A 16,317-nucleotide genomic window follows, 5' to 3' on the forward strand; every position below is an offset into this window, starting at 1 on the left:
GATGAACTATCTCATGGATAGAATGACATACGCGATATTCTCGTTCTCCATGGGCCTGGAATTGACCGCCCGGGGGCACGGTTAATGGGCAGTTTCCGACTGGAAGACGCCCGCGCGGCCAACCGCGCCGCGCCTCTGTCAAAGGCAAGGCGCAAGGCCGATGCTGCGGCGGACTATCTCCAGAATTCAATGGCTTGCAAGGCCGAGATCGGTTCCTCCATTCGCAACGCGGCCAAAGGGACCGTCATCTACTGTCAGGACGATCCGGCGTCGGTCCGCTACGAAGTCGTATCCGGGGTCATCTGCACCTCCTATCTTTTCGCCGACGGCAGGCGGCAGGTGACCGGCTTCTGCTTCAAGGGCGAGGTCTTCGGAACGGACCACGGCTTCTACAAGTCATCGGCCGAGGTCGTGAGCGAGACCGCGCAAATACGGCGCATACGCTGGGGCGACAGCGCCGACGACGAACGCGCCCTGAACAACGCGCTGGAGCTTGTCGAGAACTCGATCCTGCTGATCGGCCGCCGCACGGCGCTGAGCCGGATCGCGGCATTCCTGGTGGACCTCCGTTCACGCACCGGCAACGCGCACTGGATCCCGCTTCCCATGTCCCGAGCGGACATCGCGGACTATCTGGGCCTTACCGTGGAAACGGTCAGCCGGACATTCAGCCAGCTCATCCGCAAGCGGCTCATCGCCCAACCCAAGCATCATCTGGTGCGGATCATCGACCAGGATCGCCTCAACGCACTGGCCGGCATGGGAAGCGACACGAATCCCCCGATCACGAGTGAACCATGAGGCAGCGGTTCCATGCAGCCGCCTCCTCGCCCGGCATAAAGGGAGTGACCAACATGGAGCGCAACGCCCAAGGGCTTTCGCGGGCCTGTCTATTGCCCGTCGCAGTCGTCCTTTCGATGACGGCGGCCGAAGCACACGCGCAGGACGTGACGATCGAAGCATCCGCCGAGCAGCGCCTGGAAATGCTGGAAATGCACCTGCAGCAGCAGCAAACGGAAATCGACGCCCTGAAGCGGCTGCTGCGCGAACAAGACGACGCGCTGGCGATCGTCAGGGGCCTGGGGACAGGCGCGCAGGACCAGCCCGTGCTTCCACGGCAAGTCCAGGCGGCCGCCGCGGCGCCGCCTGCCGCCCCGGTCGGCGAAGCGCCGCCCAGCGAAAGCCGAAAGGAGCAGGTGCGCGCGCAGGTCCAGGCCGTGCCCGAAGGACAGGGCGTGCTCACGCCGCGCGGCATGCTGAACCTCGAACCCTCGATCACTTATGTCCAGTCGTCGACCGACCGGCTGGTCTTCCGGGGAATCGAGCTTGTTCCCGGCATCCAGATCGGTCTGATCGAAGCAAGTTCCGCGGACAGGAACACGATTCTGGCCACCAGCACGATGCGCTATGGCCTGACCAACCGGCTGGAAGCGGAAGTGCGGATTCCGTTCGTCTACCGCCACGATACCGTCGAATTCGTCCAGCAGCGCGACGAGGGGATCGTGCGCACGCTGAAATTCGAGGAAACGGATATCGGCGACGTGGAATTCGCGCTGCGCTACCAGCTCAACAATCCCAAACGCGGGCAGCAGCCGATCTTCGTCGGCAGCATCCGGGTGAAGAGCGACACCGGAATCGGACCCTTCGACATAGACTACGACGAGTTCGGCATCGCCACCGATGTCGCTACGGGCTCGGGTTTCTGGAGCGTCCAGCCGGGGCTCAGCTTTCTCCTGCCGTCCGATCCCGTCGTGATCTATGGCAGCGCGAATTACCTGTTCAACATCGCCAGGGACATTGACCAGACGATCGGCGGGGCGTCCGTCGGCCGCGTGGATCCGGGCGACGCCATCACCGGGAACCTGGGATTCGGTTTCGCGCTCAATCCGCGGTTTTCGTTCTCGCTGGGATACGAACACGCCTATATCTTCCCGACCAAGACGGAAATCGGCGATACGCTGCAGAAGTCCAGAAGGCTTCAGGTGGGCTCTTTCTCATTCGGGATGTCCTACCGGCTGAGCGAAGAGCAATCGATGAACTGGAGCTTCCAGTTTGGCGCGACCAAAGACGCCCCCAACGTGGCCGTCACCTTGCGGCTGCCGCTGAACGTCGGGTTCTAGGGGTTGCAGCCACCGGCGAAGCATCCCCCTCGCCTGAGGGGGTATTGAACGCGGGTGGAATGCAACAATGTGACCAAACCGGCTTCATTGCCTCCAAAATGTTGGCTTGCTCTCAGGCTGCTCTTGGACCCCATAGGATAGTCGCCGCTCCAACAAGACAGATTGTAACACCTGTAAGGTCCCAGCGGTCCGGCCTGACCCCCTCAGCTATCCAAAGCCAAATCAGCGCCGAAAGAATATATACGCCCCCATACGCCGCGTAAGTGCGCCCCGCGTGCTCTGCATCCACGAGCGTTAGTAGGTAGGCAAAGAGGCAAAGGGAGGCAATTCCGGGAACCAGCCATAGCGGCGATTTGTCGAGGCGCAGCCATGCCCAAAAGGCGAAGCATCCGGCTATTTCCCCCAAAGCTGCCCCAATATAAACAATAGCGCTCATCTGTTGCGTTTGGCGATTTGCGCTGGCGTGCGCAATAGCCTCAACGGTTCGGCATCCACGCTCTGGCACTTCGGAATGAATGTCCGCTGCTTAAGATTGGATGCGGTCTGCTGCCTCCTCGGCGAGGCCGGTGCCGGTGTGGGTCTCGTCAGAAGAGGGGGACGCTTCGTCGTGTCGCTACCGGATGTGCTTCGTTCGGGTGCCTGGCGGCCCCGCTCAGTTCGTCACGCTGGTCGTGATAGCCGCGCCGATGGCCTGGCCGAGGCTCCCGGCCAGGGTTCCGATCTGGAGGTTCTCCCTGAATCCCGAATAGCCGGCGAGGTCCAGCGTCGCCGTGACCTCGGTCCTGATGCTGGTGTTGTTGGCGGTGTTGATCAGCACGCTCTGGATGCCGCTGTCAGTGTTGTGGAGCACCGCCGTCCGGCCGCCATGGGCCAGAAACACCGAGGCGTCACCGACGTTCATGCTGATCTGGCCGGTATTGAGCAGGCCTTCCTGCAATTCCGCCGCGCTGGCGGGCGTGAGAAGGCCGGAGACCGTCCGGGTCGCGGTGGCGGTCGAGTCAGCCCAGTTGACCGTCGTAACCAGGGAGAGCTGGCCGTCGATGAACGTCTCGATCTGCGCGCCGAGCGAAACGTCGAGCCCGTTGATCGAGAAGCCGCCGCGCTGCTCCGCCAGTACATCGTCGCCCAGTTCCTCCACGGCCCCGGCGAACAGCGACGCGGGCGCTTGCGTTGCCGCGTCCACGGCCGACGTCATCGCGTCCGCCGCGGGCGGCAAATCCGGTTCCGGCAGCGCCAAGGCGGGGCCGGCTGCCAGCAGTACCATCGTACAGAGACACAGAGCCGACATGTCAGTTCCCCGCCGGCGGACGCAGATCAATCAGAACCTGGGTGGTCAGCTGATAGATCGGCGGAACGAAAGTCATGAGATCGCCGATCGACCGGCGATCGACGCCTTTGCTGGCAGGCGCCCGTGCCCAGGGGTCCCACTCCGAAGCCAGATTGAAGGTCGGCTCGCTGTCATCCGGGGTCTTCACGATCGCAAGAGCGATCCCGTTCCAGGCGGCGGCGAAGTCCTCCAGCTTCATCTTGCGAAGACCGAGCGCCGGATCGCCGACCAGCACCTCGCCGTCGAAGACTCCCTTGACCACCACGAAATGCTTGTAGCCCCTGAGGTCGAGCAGTGCGATCACGGGCTGGTTCAGCCCCGTAAGCTGCTGCGCATCAAGGCGGAAGCCCGCGACCTGGAAGCCCAGCCCTTGCAGGTAGTGCTTCATGTCGAGCATCGAGAAGCCGGTCTTGCGGATGGACTCCTGATCCCCCGCCTTCCACATCGCGACGAACGGGTCATTCTCCGCGGTCGGTGTGTCGTAGTGGAAGGTCAGCAGCGTCGCGACGGCGGCCGAGCCGCAGCTGAAATCGTAGTGCTGGCGCACGACGGTGCGGAAGGGGATTTCCCACCAGCTCTTCACCTGAACCGTGTAGTACCCGTTCGAATCGCCGCCGATCCGGACATTGGCCTGGGCAGGCGCGGCAAAGGCCAGCGCCGCCGCCACGGGCAGAAGAGCGGCAAGGCGCCGCCACGCCATTCGCCGCTCAGGGCGTCCTCCGGATTGTCGGGTTTGTGCAAGCATGGTCTTCGCTCACTGGCTGACGTTGATGACGAGGTTCATTCCCGACTGCACGCTGACCTGCGATCCGGTATTGATCACGATATTGCCCAGTCCGTTGAAGCTGGACAGCGCGTTGTCCGTCAGGTTGACCGCGCCCGCGGTGACGTTGCCATGAATGTCCGTATCGGAAAGGATCGAAGTCATCGTCTGATTGGCGATCGTGAGGGCCTGACCGCCACGGAAATTGGCAAGATCATTGTCCTTGATAGGCACGGGCAGCGCCTCCGCCTCAGAAATCGTCGGATTCTGCGGCGAATCCGACCCGGCCTGTGCATGGGCCGGTGCGGCGCAGATAAGGAACAGCCCGATGGCCACCGGGCTCAGGCAAACATTGCGCGTCATGGCACATCTCCCGAATGCCGCCGAATGACGGCGGAAGACCGGGCCGGCGTGGGGGGCCGGCCCGATCGACCCGATCCCGCGAAGGATCAGTTGCCGATGGACACCGTGCCCCGTGCCGCGACGTTGTTCGCGGCCTGGGTGTTGGCATTGATGCCCGTGTTCCAGGCCTGGTTCAGGATACCGGCGAAGGAAGCAAAGGCGCTGTCCTCGACCGAATTGTCGCCGCTTTCGTAGTTGCCCCATTCGATGTCGACGACTTCGTCCATGTCACGGTTGACGATCGACGCCTTGAGCACCTGGTCGGCGACCACGTAGTCCTTGGCGACGTCCACGTCGACGGCATAGTCGTTGTCGAGAATAACGGCGAGGTTCTGCGAGTTCGACTGGTTCTGATCAACGTCCGTGCTCTGCGCCTGGCCTTGGGCCTGCCCCTGAGCCTGGCCCTGGGCCTGGCCCTGCTCCTGTTCGAACTCGGTGCCGCCGTCCCGACCGCCGTGGCCGCGACCGTCGGCAAGAGCGGGGCTGCTGAGCGCCATGCCGAGCGCGAGGGCAGAGACCGCGAAGATATGCTTCCTGTTCATGATTCACTCCCATGTGTTGATGCGAGCGCCCGCCCCCTGAAACCTGAAACGGCAGGCAGCCGCTGAGTCGTCCACTCCTGCAGACGAGGATCAGCCTATGCATCGCGGCAGGGGCCATATTGCGATTTGTCATGCCGCCGCCCCGCACCGCCGTATCCTGGCCGGCCGAGGGGCGGCGGGAACGAATGGCCGCGCCGCCCTGGCGAGGTCGTTAACTAATTGGCAGGTGGAGAAAGTTCCGCACCGCCCCGTGGAACGTCCTGCCGCCGGACTACACGCGATAACGGGGGCACGGGGTATTTTGATCTACGTAAATTTACCCCTAACTGGTAGCCCTAACGAACGGCGCCCCAAACGACATAAGAATTCTGCCCACAAAGGAGTATTTCCGATGATGCCTTGCAGGCGTTGCAAGATAAGTGATTATTTATAGACCAACAATTACAGGGGCCGTTGCTGCTCGCAAACGGGGTTATCGCCGATCCGCCGCCAAACAACGGTCGGACCGGTCATGCGCATGAACCTGCGGGAAGCATTGCGCGCATGAACACGCTGCGTTCACGGCCCCCAGACACCCCGCCAATCTTTTTTGGGGACGGAGAGGCGAATGAAAAGCGAACAAGAACCCGAATTGACACGCCGCGAGTTTCAGATCCTGAAACTCATCGCAAAGGGCTATTCGGCAAAGGAAGTGGCACTGGAGATCAACATCGCGCCGCGCACGGTCGAGGGGCACATCGACACCATCAAGCTGAAACTGCGGGCGCGCAACCGTACCCACATGGTCACCAGAGCCATCGCGGCGCAGATGCTTACCGTCGACGACGAAGGGGACATGCTGATCCCCGGCCCGCCGCCGTCCGGCCTTTTCGTCTCTGGAATGTTATAGACGCGAAAAAAAGGAACAACGGCGGTCGAGATAGTTCCGTTCGGTATTAACTTTCGAGATATTCCCGGACTTGCACTTCTTTAACTGAAACATTAACGCGCCATGCGCTAGGGGCTGGACTCTGGTTAAGAGCTGGTATCTCGTTCGCCGGAGAAGCGCTGCATGGCACACGATCGCACTCCCGGCCCGGAAGGCCGCCGGGAAGACCGCGAGCAGGTCGAAATGCTGGCAAAGTTCCGGCGCGGGATCGTAAGCATCACTGTCATGCTCAAGGACCTCACGCGGTTCGGCGCGAGGATCGAGGGCGTGGGTCCGCTTGCCCCGGACGAGGCGGTGACCCTTGCCCTTCCTGGCTGCCGTCCGACGATGGCTTTCGTCGCCTGGTCGAACGAGCACTGCGCGGGGCTGGAATTCGCCGAGCCGATGGACGATCAGGTGTTTGCCGACCTCGTCGCCGAGCACGGACTTGGCGGAGCGGCGCGGGACAACCCTGACGGGCTTCGTCCGGCCTGAACCTTATACCAAGCTGCAGCGATCCCGACCCATGAGGACGGCCTAATGGCGGTTCTCGGCGAGGAACGCCCGAAGGGGCGATGTGGTTCATCGTTCCGAGGGCGTGACGATGTCCGAGGGCCGGCAGGATGCCGCCCGCAGGGTTGCCAGTCCCGTCCGCTGGACTTCGTCGCAGCGTCACGACGATGAACCACATCGCCGTTTCCGCTGCTCCTCGCCAGCAAACGGGACTGGCAATCCTCATAGGTCGGGATCGCTGCAGCTTGGTATTACGCCACGGCCGGCTCCAGCATTTGGATCGTGCCCGCATCGGCGTCGATCTCGGCCAGGACGCCCACCGGGATGCTCATTTGCGCAGCGATATGGCCGATTTCTGCGCCCTGGAAAGCCGGCACACCGAGCCGCGAGAACTGCCGGTCGAGCACTTCGTAGACGGAGAAGTTGGAATAGCCGCCATCGGGATTGTGGCAATCGGTGCATTGGCCGAAGACCACCCCCGCCACCTGTTCGAGAATGCCCGCGAGCGCCAGCTGGGTGAGCATGCGGTCTATGCGGTACTCGGCCTCGTTTGTTTCCTCCAGGAACAGGATCGCGCCGGTGAAATCCGGGAGATAAGGCGTTCCGGCAAGCGCCGCGAGCACCGTCAGGTTCCCGCCGATCAGCCGCCCGCGCGCCGTGCCGCCCCTGAAGGTGCGCACGCGGTTGCCGCGCCGGCCGAGGTAAGGTCCGGAAACCGGGGAAACAGTATAAGCCGGCGTCGCGCCTTCGAAGGCAAGCGCGCGGAACGATTGCCACGCGGCGGGCGGCCACGACGCCGAGGCGTTCGGCCCGTGGATGCTCGGCACGCCGACGCGCGCGGCGAAGGCGAGATGGAGCGCGGTATTGTCGCTGAATCCGGCGAAGAGCTTGGGCTTGCGGCCGATCGCGGCAAAGTCGAGATGCGGCAGGATGCGCGCGCCACCCCATCCTCCGCGCACCGCCATGATGGCGCGCACCGAATCGTCGGCGAACATCGTCATGAGATCGCGCGCGCGGTCGCGGTCGGACCCGGCGAGATAGCCCTCCCGGTCGAGCAGGTGCGGCGCGGGCCGGGGTTCCAGACCCATGGCGCGCACCGTCTCCATGATCTCTTCCAGCCCGAAACGGTCGGCGATGAAGCCGGCGGGCGCGACGAGACCCAGCACATCGCCCTCGCGCAGGCGCGGCGCCTTGCGCACGGCGCCCGCGGGTGCCGAGATGCCGGGAGCGGCAAGCAGGGCAGCGGCAGCACCGAGCCCGCCCAGCGCGCCGCGCCGTGTCGTAGTAAGACTGCTCATGGAGCGCGAGACTAGAGCCTGTCCCCGCGCCGGGCAATCGTCCCGCGAGCGCCGCCGTTTACAAACATTTGCGAATGGCGGGCTTATCTCTCGACGGAAAGCGATCGAGCCGCCATGAAACGGACATGACTGACGAGAACCACGAAGACAAGAGCATCGCCGGACGCCGCTTCTACAAGGCCGAGCAGGAAGCCTCCTTTGCCGACCAGCAGGAAGGAACGCTCCAGACACAGCACCCGGCCTACCGCCTGGCGTTCCAGGACACCGAATTCCTGCTGCGCGAGGAACTGCGCCCGGTGCGCTTCCAACTCGAACTGCTCAAGCCGGAGATGCTGTTCGAAGAGGCCAATATCGGCTCGACGCTGGTGTTCTACGGGTCGGCCCGCATCCCTGCGCCCGAACAATGCGAAGCGTTCCTATCCCTGCCCGCCGCCACCGAAGAGGAAAAGCAGATCGCCGAGCGGCTCGCGGCGAAGGCCAGGTACTATGAGGAGGCGCGCAAGCTGGCCAAGCTCGCCAGCCAGTGCGCGGTGGTGGAGCAGGGCATGCGCCAGTTCGTCGTCTGCTCGGGCGGTGGGCCTTCGATCATGGAGGCGGCAAATCGCGGCGCGGCCGACGTGGGCGCGGAATCGCTGGGGCTCAACATCGTCCTGCCGCACGAGCAGGCCCCCAACCCCTACGTCACGCCGCGACTCTCGTTCCAGTTCCACTACTTCGCGCTCAGGAAGATGCACTTCCTGCTGCGCGCCCGCGCCGTCGCGGTCTTCCCCGGCGGCTTCGGTACGCTGGACGAATTGCTCGAATTGCTCACGCTGATCCAGACCGGCAAGATGAAACCGATCCCCGTGCTGCTCTACGGCCGCGAGTTCTGGGACCGGATCATCAATTTCGAGGCGCTGGCCGAAGAAGGCACGATCAACCGCAACGACCTCGACCTGTTCCACTGGTGCGAAACCGGTGAGGAAGGCTGGGCCAAGATCCGGAGGTTCTACGACCTCGACTGCGGGTAGGCGGATAGTAGGCGTCATCCCGGGCTTGCCCCGGGACCGCTGGCGATCGTTCGGCGGACGTTCTCGGCAAGGCTGTGCGTAAACACCGCCACCGGTCCCGGCGTTCGCCGGGATGACGGGGGCTATCGCACGGCCTGATGCCCCATCGGGCCGTGTCCGGCGCCGAAGCCGGGGGCATTGCGCAAGGCGGCACGCACGAACTCGCGGCCGCGCGTGATGGCTTCGTCCAGCGAGAGTCCCTCCCCCAGTCCGGTCGCGATCGCGCTCGACAGGGTGCAGCCTGTGCCGTGGTTGTGCCGGGTTGCGATGCGCGGCGCGGTCCAGACAACAGGCTCGCGGCCGGGCACGATGAGACGGTCCTCGACCGTGTCCCCCTCGGCATCGCCGCCCTTGGCAAGGTAGACCGCGCCGCGCGATGCCATGGCCCGCTCGCCCCCCAATGCCGCCAGTTCGGGCACATTGGGCGTCGTCAGGGTCGCCAGGCCGATCAGTCGTTCGAAGGCAGCGACCGTCGCGGCATCCGCCAGCACCGAACCGCTGGTCGCCACCATGACCGGATCGAAGACCACCGGGACGCCCAATCCCTCCAGCCGTTCCGCCACAACGCCGGCGATCCCGGCCGAACCGAGCATGCCGATCTTTGCCGCATCGACGCCGATGTCCGAGAGGCAGGCATCGATCTGCGCGCCCACCATCTCGGGCGAAAGTGCCTCCACCGCCTGCACCCCCAGCGAGTTCTGCGCGGTGATCGCGGTGATCGCGGTCATGGCATAGCCGCCGAGCATGGTGATCGTCTTCACGTCGGCCTGGATGCCCGCGCCGCCCGAGCTGTCTGAACCGGCGATGGTCAGGATGCGGGGAGGATGGGTCAGGTTTGCCATGTCAATTCCCTAGCCGTTCGTGTCGAGCGGAAGGACGTTCACCCCTTGTAACGCCGCACCTGCGAAGGCGGATGCGCCGCGTCGTGCTTCTTCGCCCGTGTCGGCCGGTCGGTCAGTTCGCCCCCGCAGTTCGGGCACATGTCGTCCAGCGCCTCGGCGCATTCGGCGCAGAAGGTGCATTCGAAGCTGCAGATGAAGGCCCCCGGAGCCTCGGCGGGCAGGTCGGCGCCGCAGCGCTCGCAGTCGGGGCGCATCTCCAGCATCAGGCGCAGGCCTGCTCGACGGCGCTGCAGATCGAGGCGACCGCCGCCTCCACTTCGCGGGCATCGTCGCCTTCGGCCATGACGCGGATCACCGGCTCGGTGCCCGAGGGACGGATCACCAGCCGCCCCCGGCCGTCCAGCGAAGCCTCGGCATCGGCGATCGCCGCCTTGACGCTGTCCGCCTCGAGCGGCTTGCCGCCGGCGAAGCGTACGTTGCGCAGCAGCTGCGGGACCGGGTCGAACAGATGCAGCAGTTCGCTCGCCGGTTTGCCCGACTGGACCAGCGCGGCAAGCACCTGCAGCGCGGCCACGGTGCCGTCACCGGTGGTGGCATGGTCGAGCAGGATCATGTGCCCCGACTGCTCGCCGCCGACGTTGAAGCCGCCCTCGCGCATTTTCTCCAGCACATAGCGATCGCCGACCTTGCTGCGAACGAGGTCCAGCCCGCGACCTTTCAGGAAGCGTTCGAGGCCGAGGTTCGACATGACCGTCGCCACCACGCCGCCGCCGGCAAGCCGGCCCTGCTCCGCCCACTGGCTGCCGATCAGCGCCATGAGCTGGTCGCCGTCCACGACCTTGCCTTTTTCGTCGACGACGATCAGGCGGTCGGCATCGCCGTCGAGCGCGATACCGATGTCCGCGCCCGAGGACACGACCGTCTCCTGCAACAGCGCCGGATGGGTCGAACCGCACCGGGCGTTGATGTTCTTGCCGTTCGGGGTGACGCCGACGGAGATGATTTCCGCGCCCAGTTCCCAGAACGCGGACGGGGCCACCTGATAGGCCGCGCCATTGGCGCAATCGACCGCGATCCTGAGGCCGTCGAGGCGCACCGCCTCGGGCAGCGAGCGCTTGACGGCGTGGATGTAGCGCCCGCCCGCATCCTCGATGCGGCGGGCGCGGCCGATCTCCTCGGACGGCGCCAGCGCGACGTCCTGCGTCAGCATGGCCTCGATCGCCAGTTCGTCCTCGTCGGAAAGCTTGAACCCGTCGGGACCGAAGAGCTTGATGCCGTTGTCCTCATAGCCGTTGTGGCTGGCTGAGATCATCACGCCGACGTCGGCCCGAAGCTCACGCGTGAGCAGGGCGACGGCGGGTGTCGGCATCGGGCCGAGCAGGACCACGTCCATGCCGACGCTGGTGAAACCGGCCACCATCGCGTTCTCGAACATATAGCCCGAAAGGCGTGTGTCCTTGCCGATCACCACGCGGTGCCGATGCGCGCCGCGCAGGAAGTGGGTGCCGGCAGCCTGGCCGACTTTCATGGCGGTGGCGGCGGTCATCGCACCCTGATTGGTGCGTCCGCGAATGCCGTCGGTGCCGAAAAACTGCTTGCTCATGATCTGGTCACTACCGGGGTCTTGCTGACGAATTGCGATCTCGGGAGAGTCCGTTACTGTCTGATGTCCGGGAAGGCCAGCCATTGTCGAGCGCAACCATGCTTCAGCCGCCCGACGACACCTTGCCCCCGTGCCGGTCTCGACCTAGAGGGCGCGCAAACCAAGCTATCGCAGGGACACCACCGCCATGACCGATTCCGTCCAGATCCGCCGCGCGCTGCTTTCGGTGTCCGACAAGACGGGCCTCGCGCAGCTCGGCACGGCGCTTGCCGAGCGCGGAGTCGAACTGGTCTCGACCGGCGGTACCGCCAAGGCCCTGCGCGATGCCGGCCTGACCGTGAAGGACATTTCCGAGATCACGGACTTTCCCGAGATGATGGACGGCCGCGTCAAGACGCTGCATCCCAAGGTCCACGGCGGCCTTCTCGCCGTGCGCGACAATCCCGAGCATGCCAGGGCCATGGCCGACCACGATATCGGCGCCATCGACCTCGTCGTCGTCAACCTCTACCCCTTCGAGGCGACCGTCGCCAAGGGTGCCGACCGCGACACGGTGATCGAGAATATCGACATCGGCGGCCCCTCGATGGTGCGCTCGGCGGCGAAGAACCACGCCTACGTCACCATCGTCACCGACCCGAGCGACTACGAGGGCCTGCTGGTCGAGCTGGAAGCCACCGATGGCTTCACCACGCTGGCCTTTCGCAAGCTGATGGCCGCGCGCGCCTTCGCGCAGACCGCCGCCTACGATTCGATGATCTCGCAGTGGTTCGCCTTCGCCGACCAGAAGCAGCGCTTCCCCGAGATGCTGGCCGTTAACGGCCGCCTCGTCACCGAACTGCGCTATGGCGAAAACCCGCACCAGAAGGCCGCGCTTTACGTGCCCGCCGGCCCGCACACGAAGGGCCTCGCCCAGGGAGAGCAGGTGCAGGGCAAGGAACTTTCCTACAACAATTACAACGACGCCGACGCCGCTTTCGAACTTGCCGCCGAATTCAAGGGACAGAAGCCCGCCGTCGTCATCGTCAAGCACGCCAATCCCTGCGGCGTGGCGCAGGCCGATGCCCTGCTGGAGGCATGGGAAGGCGCGCTCGCCTGTGACGACGTCTCTGCGTTTGGCGGCATCGTCGCGGTCAACACCACGCTCGACGGCCCCACGGCCGAGGCGATCTGCGGGATCTTCACCGAAGTCGTCGTCGCCCCCGACGCGGACGAAGCGGCGCGCGAGTTCTTCGCCAGGAAGAAGAACCTGCGCCTCCTGCTGACCGGCGACCTGCCCGATCCGCGTCGTGGCGGCCTGCTGGTCAAGCCGATCACCGGCGGCCTTCTCGTCCAGGACCGCGACAATGGCACGATCAGCTTCGACGACCTCAAGGTCGTCACGACACGCGAGCCGACCGATCAGGAACTCAAGGACTGCCTCTTCGCCTGGACCGTCGCCCGCCACGTCAAGTCGAACGCGATCGTCTATGCGAAGGACGGCGTCACCGCCGGCATCGGCGCGGGACAGATGAACCGCCGCGATTCCTCGCGCATCGCCGCGATGAAGGCGGCCGAGGCAGCGGAGAAACTCGGCTGGGCAAAGCCGCGCACGGTTGGCAGCGCGGTGGCATCGGACGCCTTCTTCCCCTTCGCCGACGGCCTGCTCGCCGCCGCCGAGGCCGGCGCGACAGCGGTGATCCAGCCGGGCGGCTCGATCCGCGACGATGAGGTTATCAAGGCCGCGAACGATACGGGGCTGGCGATGATCTTCACCGGCATGCGGCACTTCAAGCACTGAGGCGGAGGTGGGGGAGCCGGCGATGGGGCTGTACTGGCTCGGACCCGTTCTGGTGCTGGCTTTCCTCGGCGGGCTGATGACGGCCGCGGTGCTTTTGCGCATGGGCAAGGTTCACGGCCCCCGCCGTGTGCTCGCCGCCATCGCGCTGCCATTCGGCTGCCTGGCGGTGCCGCTGCTGGCGCTGTCACTCCTGGCGATCGCGGGCGGGGTGCTTAGGCCGTAAACTCATAAACGCTCCTCGCTTCGTCGCAGCGCTTGCTCCACTGGCCGCAGATATGAACAAAATGTGGCAATGTTCACTGGACCGAAAGCACTTTCGCGGCATGTGGGCCGCAACGAAAATTCGAACCAGAGAATGCCGCTCCGATCATGGGACTCTTCAAGGCCGACTTCTATCGCTTCTTCGCTCTCGGCTTCGCCGGGGGCGCTCTGCTGATCCTGGGTACCATGGGTCTCGATCACGGCGGTTCGCTTTCCGACAACATCGTCCCTCCGGCAGAAGCAGCGCCCACGCGCTGAGCCGCGGCACCGGGGCGATTGCTTCCCGGCGCCGCTGGCCCCATATTGCGGCCATGGCCAGCAAGCACGCACATCACGAACATTCCGGCGAAGGTCTTGTAAAGGCCGCGCAGTCCGCGCTTCTCACGGCGGGCGAGCAGTGGACCGAGATGCGGGCCGACGTTTTCACGGCGCTTGCGGACCATGACCGTCCCGCCTCCGCCTATGACCTTGCGGAGAACGTCTCCGCGCTTCGCGGCAAGCGCGTGGCGCCCAACAGCGTCTATCGCATTCTCGATCTTTTCGTGCGCACTAACCTCGCCCGGCGGGTGGAGAGCGCCAATGCCTATGTCGCCAACAGCCACCCCGGATGCCGGCACGACTGCATTTTCCTGATCTGCGATTCGTGCGGCCAGGCCGTCCATATCGACGACGACCGCCTGACCGGCTCGCTGATCGCCGCCGCACGCGAAGCGGGATTCGCGGACGTGCGCCCCGTCGTAGAGCTGCGCGGCACCTGCGCCGCCTGCAATTGACGGATATTCGGCGAGCTGGACTGACGTATGTGCCTCCCATGCTTGCGAAGTATGCCAACCTTCGGCAGGAGCGCGCATTCGACTCCCTTGCGCAATACGTGTAGACGAGACCCATGACCGCCAACCCGGCAACGCCTCTTCTCGACACCGTCGATACGCCCAGGGACCTGCGTCAGCTCAGGCCCGCACAGTTGCGCCAGCTCGCCGACGAACTGCGCGCGGAGACGATCTCCGCCGTCGGCCAGACCGGCGGCCACCTGGGATCGGGCCTCGGCGTGGTCGAACTGACCGTCGCGATCCACTACGTGTTCGACACGCCCGCGGATCGGCTGATCTGGGACGTCGGCCACCAGGCCTATCCCCACAAGATCCTGACCGGCCGGCGCGACCGTATCCGCACGCTGCGCCAGAGCGGCGGCCTTTCCGGCTTCACCAAGCGGTCCGAGAGCGAATACGATCCGTTCGGCGCCGCGCACAGCTCGACGTCGATTTCGGCCGCCCTGGGCTTTGCCACCGCCGCGAAGCTGAGGGACGAGCCCGGACGCGGCATCGCCGTGATCGGCGACGGCGCGATGAGCGCGGGCATGGCCTACGAGGCGATGAACAACGCCAAGCAGGCCGGCAATCGCCTGATCGTGATCCTCAACGACAACGACATGTCGATCGCGCCGCCCGTCGGCGGGCTTTCGGCCTATCTCGCGCAGCTCGTATCCTCGCGCCCGTTCCTCAACATCCGCGAGTTCGCGCGCAAGCTCTCGCGCCGCCTGCCCGAACCGCTGCACCGCGCCGCCAAGAAGACCGACGAATTCGCGCGCGGCATGGCAATGGGCGGCACGCTGTTCGAGGAACTGGGCTTTTACTACGTCGGCCCGGTCGACGGCCATAACCTCGACCAGCTCATCCCGATTCTGGAAAACGTGCGCGACGCCGCCGAGGGGCCATGCCTGATCCACGTCGTGACCCAGAAGGGCAAGGGCTACGCCCCGGCCGAGGAAGCGGACGACAAGTATCACGGCGTGCAGAAGTTCAACGTCGTCACCGGCGAGCAGGCCAAGGCCCCCGCCGGCCCGCCCAGCTACACCGGCATCTTCGCCAAAGCGCTGATCGCCGAGGCCGAGAAGGACGCGTCGATCTGCGCGATCACGGCGGCCATGCCCTCGGGCACGGGGCTCGACAAGTTCGCGCAGGCTTTCCCCGAGCGCAGTTTCGATGTCGGCATCGCCGAACAGCACGCGGTGACGTTCGCCGCCGGCCTCGCGGCACAGGGCATGCGCCCGTTCTGCGCGATCTATTCCACGTTCCTGCAACGCGCCTTCGACCAGGTGGTGCATGACGTGGCGATCCAGAACCTGCCGGTGCGCTTCGCCATCGACCGCGCGGGCCTGGTCGGCGCGGACGGCGCGACCCATGCCGGCTCGTTCGACATCACGTATCTGGCGACGCTGCCCAACCTTGTCGTCATGGCGGCGGCGGACGAGGCGGAACTGGTCCACATGGTCCACACCGCCGCGCGGTACGACGCGGGGCCGATCGCCTTTCGCTATCCGCGCGGCAACGGCACCGGCGTCGAGCTTCCCGAAACGCCGGAACTGCTCGAGATCGGCAAGGGCCGGATCGTCAGGGAAGGCAGCAAGGTTGCCCTGCTCTCGCTCGGCACGCGTCTTTCCGAGGCGATGAAGGCTGCCGATACGCTGGAGGCCAAGGGCCTTTCCGCCACCGTCGCCGACCTGCGCTTCGCCAAGCCGCTCGACACCGCGCTGATCCGCAAGCTGATGCTGAGCCACGACGTGATCGTGACGATCGAGGAAGGCGCGATCGGCGGCCTCGGCGCGCACGTCCTCACCATGGCCAGCGACGAGGGCCTGACGGATTCGGGCCTCAAGATCCGCACCATGCGCCTGCCGGACGTGTTCCAGGACCAGGACAAGCCCGAGGTGCAGTACGACGCAGCCGGGCTTAATGCGCCGCAGATCGTGGATACGGTGCTGAAAGCGCTACGCCACAACAGCGCGGGGGTCAGCGAAGCGCGCGCCTGAGCGCGTTTCTCGCCCCGTCGCCGTCGTGCCGGTCCCGGCACGAGAAGCGCGGGCGCTCGCCGTCACATGCCGGCGAAGACCTCGCGACATATCCCTCGCAC

Annotated in this window: 19 protein-coding genes; 10 read left to right on the forward strand and 9 right to left on the reverse strand. The window is 65.3% G+C overall.

Annotation, left to right across the window (positions count from 1 at the left end):
- Nucleotides 1–84: 84 nt before the first annotated feature.
- Both IEX32_RS01915 and IEX32_RS01920 read left to right on the forward strand, forming a co-directional pair.
- A complete protein-coding gene (locus tag IEX32_RS01915) occupies nucleotides 85–801 on the forward strand; it encodes a helix-turn-helix domain-containing protein (protein WP_188767776.1) in 717 nt (238 codons plus the stop codon).
- A complete protein-coding gene (locus IEX32_RS01920) occupies nucleotides 798–2,120 on the forward strand; it encodes a transporter (protein ID WP_188767778.1) in 1,323 nt (440 codons plus the stop codon). The genes IEX32_RS01915 and IEX32_RS01920 overlap by 4 nt, the downstream gene beginning before the upstream one ends.
- A 112-nt stretch (nucleotides 2,121–2,232) precedes the next feature.
- Here IEX32_RS01920 and IEX32_RS01925 read toward each other — a convergent pair whose 3' ends face one another.
- The 5 genes from IEX32_RS01925 to IEX32_RS01945 all read right to left on the reverse strand — a co-directional run bounded on the left by IEX32_RS01925 (nucleotide 2,233) and on the right by IEX32_RS01945 (nucleotide 5,154).
- Nucleotides 2,233–2,556, reverse strand: a complete 324-nt coding sequence (locus tag IEX32_RS01925) for a YnfA family protein (RefSeq protein WP_188767780.1) — start codon at nucleotides 2,554–2,556, stop codon at nucleotides 2,233–2,235.
- A gap of 216 nt (nucleotides 2,557–2,772) precedes the next feature.
- Nucleotides 2,773–3,384, reverse strand: a complete 612-nt coding sequence (locus IEX32_RS01930; protein ID WP_188767782.1) for a hypothetical protein — start codon at nucleotides 3,382–3,384, stop codon at nucleotides 2,773–2,775.
- Nucleotides 3,385–3,409: 25 nt separating this feature from the next.
- Nucleotides 3,410–4,147, reverse strand: a complete 738-nt coding sequence (locus tag IEX32_RS01935) for a C39 family peptidase (protein WP_188767784.1) — start codon at nucleotides 4,145–4,147, stop codon at nucleotides 3,410–3,412.
- A gap of 54 nt (nucleotides 4,148–4,201) precedes the next feature.
- On the reverse strand, nucleotides 4,202–4,573 hold the full coding sequence (locus IEX32_RS01940) for a hypothetical protein (protein ID WP_188767786.1): 372 nt from the start codon (nucleotides 4,571–4,573) through the stop codon (nucleotides 4,202–4,204).
- Between the two features lie 86 nt (nucleotides 4,574–4,659).
- Nucleotides 4,660–5,154, reverse strand: a complete 495-nt coding sequence (locus tag IEX32_RS01945) for a hypothetical protein (RefSeq protein WP_188767788.1) — start codon at nucleotides 5,152–5,154, stop codon at nucleotides 4,660–4,662.
- 607 nt (nucleotides 5,155–5,761) lie between these two features.
- Here IEX32_RS01945 and IEX32_RS01950 point away from each other — a divergent pair.
- A complete protein-coding gene (locus IEX32_RS01950; RefSeq protein ID WP_188767790.1) occupies nucleotides 5,762–6,043 on the forward strand; it encodes a response regulator transcription factor in 282 nt (93 codons plus the stop codon).
- A gap of 162 nt (nucleotides 6,044–6,205) precedes the next feature.
- Nucleotides 6,206–6,556 carry a hypothetical protein gene (locus tag IEX32_RS01955; RefSeq protein WP_188767792.1) on the forward strand — a complete coding sequence of 117 codons (351 nt, stop codon included), beginning with the start codon at nucleotides 6,206–6,208 and terminating at the stop codon, nucleotides 6,554–6,556.
- Nucleotides 6,557–6,825: 269 nt separating this feature from the next.
- Here the strand turns inward: IEX32_RS01955 and IEX32_RS01960 are convergent, their stop codons facing one another.
- The gene (locus IEX32_RS01960) at nucleotides 6,826–7,872 is read right to left on the reverse strand and encodes a S66 peptidase family protein (RefSeq protein WP_188767794.1); all 1,047 of its coding nucleotides are present in this window, start codon (nucleotides 7,870–7,872) and stop codon (nucleotides 6,826–6,828) included.
- A 125-nt stretch (nucleotides 7,873–7,997) separates the two neighbouring features.
- On the opposite strand from IEX32_RS01960, the gene IEX32_RS01965 reads away from it, so the two are divergent.
- Complete coding sequence (locus tag IEX32_RS01965) at nucleotides 7,998–8,882, forward strand: LOG family protein (RefSeq protein WP_188767796.1); 885 nt, start codon at nucleotides 7,998–8,000, stop codon at nucleotides 8,880–8,882.
- Between the two features lie 122 nt (nucleotides 8,883–9,004).
- Here the strand turns inward: IEX32_RS01965 and thiD are convergent, their stop codons facing one another.
- From thiD to glmM, 3 genes are read right to left on the reverse strand one after another with little or no spacing between them, the layout of a single operon-like run.
- Nucleotides 9,005–9,763, reverse strand: coding sequence for a bifunctional hydroxymethylpyrimidine kinase/phosphomethylpyrimidine kinase (thiD, locus tag IEX32_RS01970; protein WP_188767798.1), 759 nt, complete (start codon nucleotides 9,761–9,763; stop codon nucleotides 9,005–9,007).
- Between the two features lie 38 nt (nucleotides 9,764–9,801).
- The gene (locus IEX32_RS01975) at nucleotides 9,802–10,026 is read right to left on the reverse strand and encodes a DUF1272 domain-containing protein (protein WP_188767800.1); all 225 of its coding nucleotides are present in this window, start codon (nucleotides 10,024–10,026) and stop codon (nucleotides 9,802–9,804) included.
- Nucleotides 10,026–11,366, reverse strand: coding sequence for a phosphoglucosamine mutase (gene glmM / locus IEX32_RS01980; RefSeq protein WP_188767802.1), 1,341 nt, complete (start codon nucleotides 11,364–11,366; stop codon nucleotides 10,026–10,028). The genes IEX32_RS01975 and glmM overlap by 1 nt, the downstream gene beginning before the upstream one ends.
- Before the next feature lie 187 nt (nucleotides 11,367–11,553).
- On the opposite strand from glmM, the gene purH reads away from it, so the two are divergent.
- The 5 genes from purH (at nucleotide 11,554) to dxs (ending at nucleotide 16,216) form a co-directional block, all read left to right on the forward strand.
- On the forward strand, nucleotides 11,554–13,146 hold the full coding sequence (gene purH / locus IEX32_RS01985) for a bifunctional phosphoribosylaminoimidazolecarboxamide formyltransferase/IMP cyclohydrolase (RefSeq protein ID WP_188767804.1): 1,593 nt from the start codon (nucleotides 11,554–11,556) through the stop codon (nucleotides 13,144–13,146).
- 22 nt (nucleotides 13,147–13,168) lie between these two features.
- A complete protein-coding gene (locus IEX32_RS01990; RefSeq protein ID WP_188767807.1) occupies nucleotides 13,169–13,369 on the forward strand; it encodes a hypothetical protein in 201 nt (66 codons plus the stop codon).
- Between the two features lie 146 nt (nucleotides 13,370–13,515).
- Nucleotides 13,516–13,665 carry a hypothetical protein gene (locus tag IEX32_RS01995; protein ID WP_188767809.1) on the forward strand — a complete coding sequence of 50 codons (150 nt, stop codon included), beginning with the start codon at nucleotides 13,516–13,518 and terminating at the stop codon, nucleotides 13,663–13,665.
- A 53-nt stretch (nucleotides 13,666–13,718) separates the two neighbouring features.
- On the forward strand, nucleotides 13,719–14,180 hold the full coding sequence (locus IEX32_RS02000; protein ID WP_188767811.1) for a Fur family transcriptional regulator: 462 nt from the start codon (nucleotides 13,719–13,721) through the stop codon (nucleotides 14,178–14,180).
- Between the two features lie 113 nt (nucleotides 14,181–14,293).
- Entirely contained in the window at nucleotides 14,294–16,216 is a 1,923-nt protein-coding gene (dxs, locus tag IEX32_RS02005; protein ID WP_188767814.1) for a 1-deoxy-D-xylulose-5-phosphate synthase, read from the forward strand.
- Nucleotides 16,217–16,317 lie beyond the last annotated feature (101 nt).

Source organism: Novosphingobium endophyticum (assembly GCF_014640675.1).
GTDB classification, from domain to species: domain Bacteria; phylum Pseudomonadota; class Alphaproteobacteria; order Sphingomonadales; family Sphingomonadaceae; genus Novosphingobium; species Novosphingobium endophyticum.

Excerpts from the sequence above, each read along its gene's own strand:
- IEX32_RS01955 (WP_188767792.1), top strand. The coding sequence starts at position 6,206 with ATGGCACACGATCGCACTCCCGGCCCGGAAGGCCGCCGGGAAGACCGC.
- IEX32_RS01950 (WP_188767790.1), top strand. The coding sequence starts at position 5,762 with ATGAAAAGCGAACAAGAACCCGAATTGACACGCCGCGAGTTTCAGATC.
- IEX32_RS01965 (WP_188767796.1), top strand. The coding sequence starts at position 7,998 with ATGACTGACGAGAACCACGAAGACAAGAGCATCGCCGGACGCCGCTTC.
- IEX32_RS01945 (WP_188767788.1), bottom strand. The coding sequence starts at position 5,154 with ATGAACAGGAAGCATATCTTCGCGGTCTCTGCCCTCGCGCTCGGCATG.
- thiD (WP_188767798.1), bottom strand. The coding sequence starts at position 9,763 with ATGGCAAACCTGACCCATCCTCCCCGCATCCTGACCATCGCCGGTTCA.
- IEX32_RS01990 (WP_188767807.1), top strand. The coding sequence starts at position 13,169 with ATGGGGCTGTACTGGCTCGGACCCGTTCTGGTGCTGGCTTTCCTCGGC.
- IEX32_RS01975 (WP_188767800.1), bottom strand. The coding sequence starts at position 10,026 with ATGCTGGAGATGCGCCCCGACTGCGAGCGCTGCGGCGCCGACCTGCCC.
- IEX32_RS02000 (WP_188767811.1), top strand. The coding sequence starts at position 13,719 with ATGGCCAGCAAGCACGCACATCACGAACATTCCGGCGAAGGTCTTGTA.
- IEX32_RS01925 (WP_188767780.1), bottom strand. The coding sequence starts at position 2,556 with ATGAGCGCTATTGTTTATATTGGGGCAGCTTTGGGGGAAATAGCCGGA.
- dxs (WP_188767814.1), top strand. The coding sequence starts at position 14,294 with ATGACCGCCAACCCGGCAACGCCTCTTCTCGACACCGTCGATACGCCC.
- IEX32_RS01930 (WP_188767782.1), bottom strand. The coding sequence starts at position 3,384 with ATGGTACTGCTGGCAGCCGGCCCCGCCTTGGCGCTGCCGGAACCGGAT.
- IEX32_RS01935 (WP_188767784.1), bottom strand. The coding sequence starts at position 4,147 with ATGGCGTGGCGGCGCCTTGCCGCTCTTCTGCCCGTGGCGGCGGCGCTG.
- IEX32_RS01915 (WP_188767776.1), top strand. The coding sequence starts at position 85 with ATGGGCAGTTTCCGACTGGAAGACGCCCGCGCGGCCAACCGCGCCGCG.
- glmM (WP_188767802.1), bottom strand. The coding sequence starts at position 11,366 with ATGAGCAAGCAGTTTTTCGGCACCGACGGCATTCGCGGACGCACCAAT.
- purH (WP_188767804.1), top strand. The coding sequence starts at position 11,554 with ATGACCGATTCCGTCCAGATCCGCCGCGCGCTGCTTTCGGTGTCCGAC.
- IEX32_RS01920 (WP_188767778.1), top strand. The coding sequence starts at position 798 with ATGAGGCAGCGGTTCCATGCAGCCGCCTCCTCGCCCGGCATAAAGGGA.
- IEX32_RS01940 (WP_188767786.1), bottom strand. The coding sequence starts at position 4,573 with ATGACGCGCAATGTTTGCCTGAGCCCGGTGGCCATCGGGCTGTTCCTT.
- IEX32_RS01995 (WP_188767809.1), top strand. The coding sequence starts at position 13,516 with ATGGGACTCTTCAAGGCCGACTTCTATCGCTTCTTCGCTCTCGGCTTC.
- IEX32_RS01960 (WP_188767794.1), bottom strand. The coding sequence starts at position 7,872 with ATGAGCAGTCTTACTACGACACGGCGCGGCGCGCTGGGCGGGCTCGGT.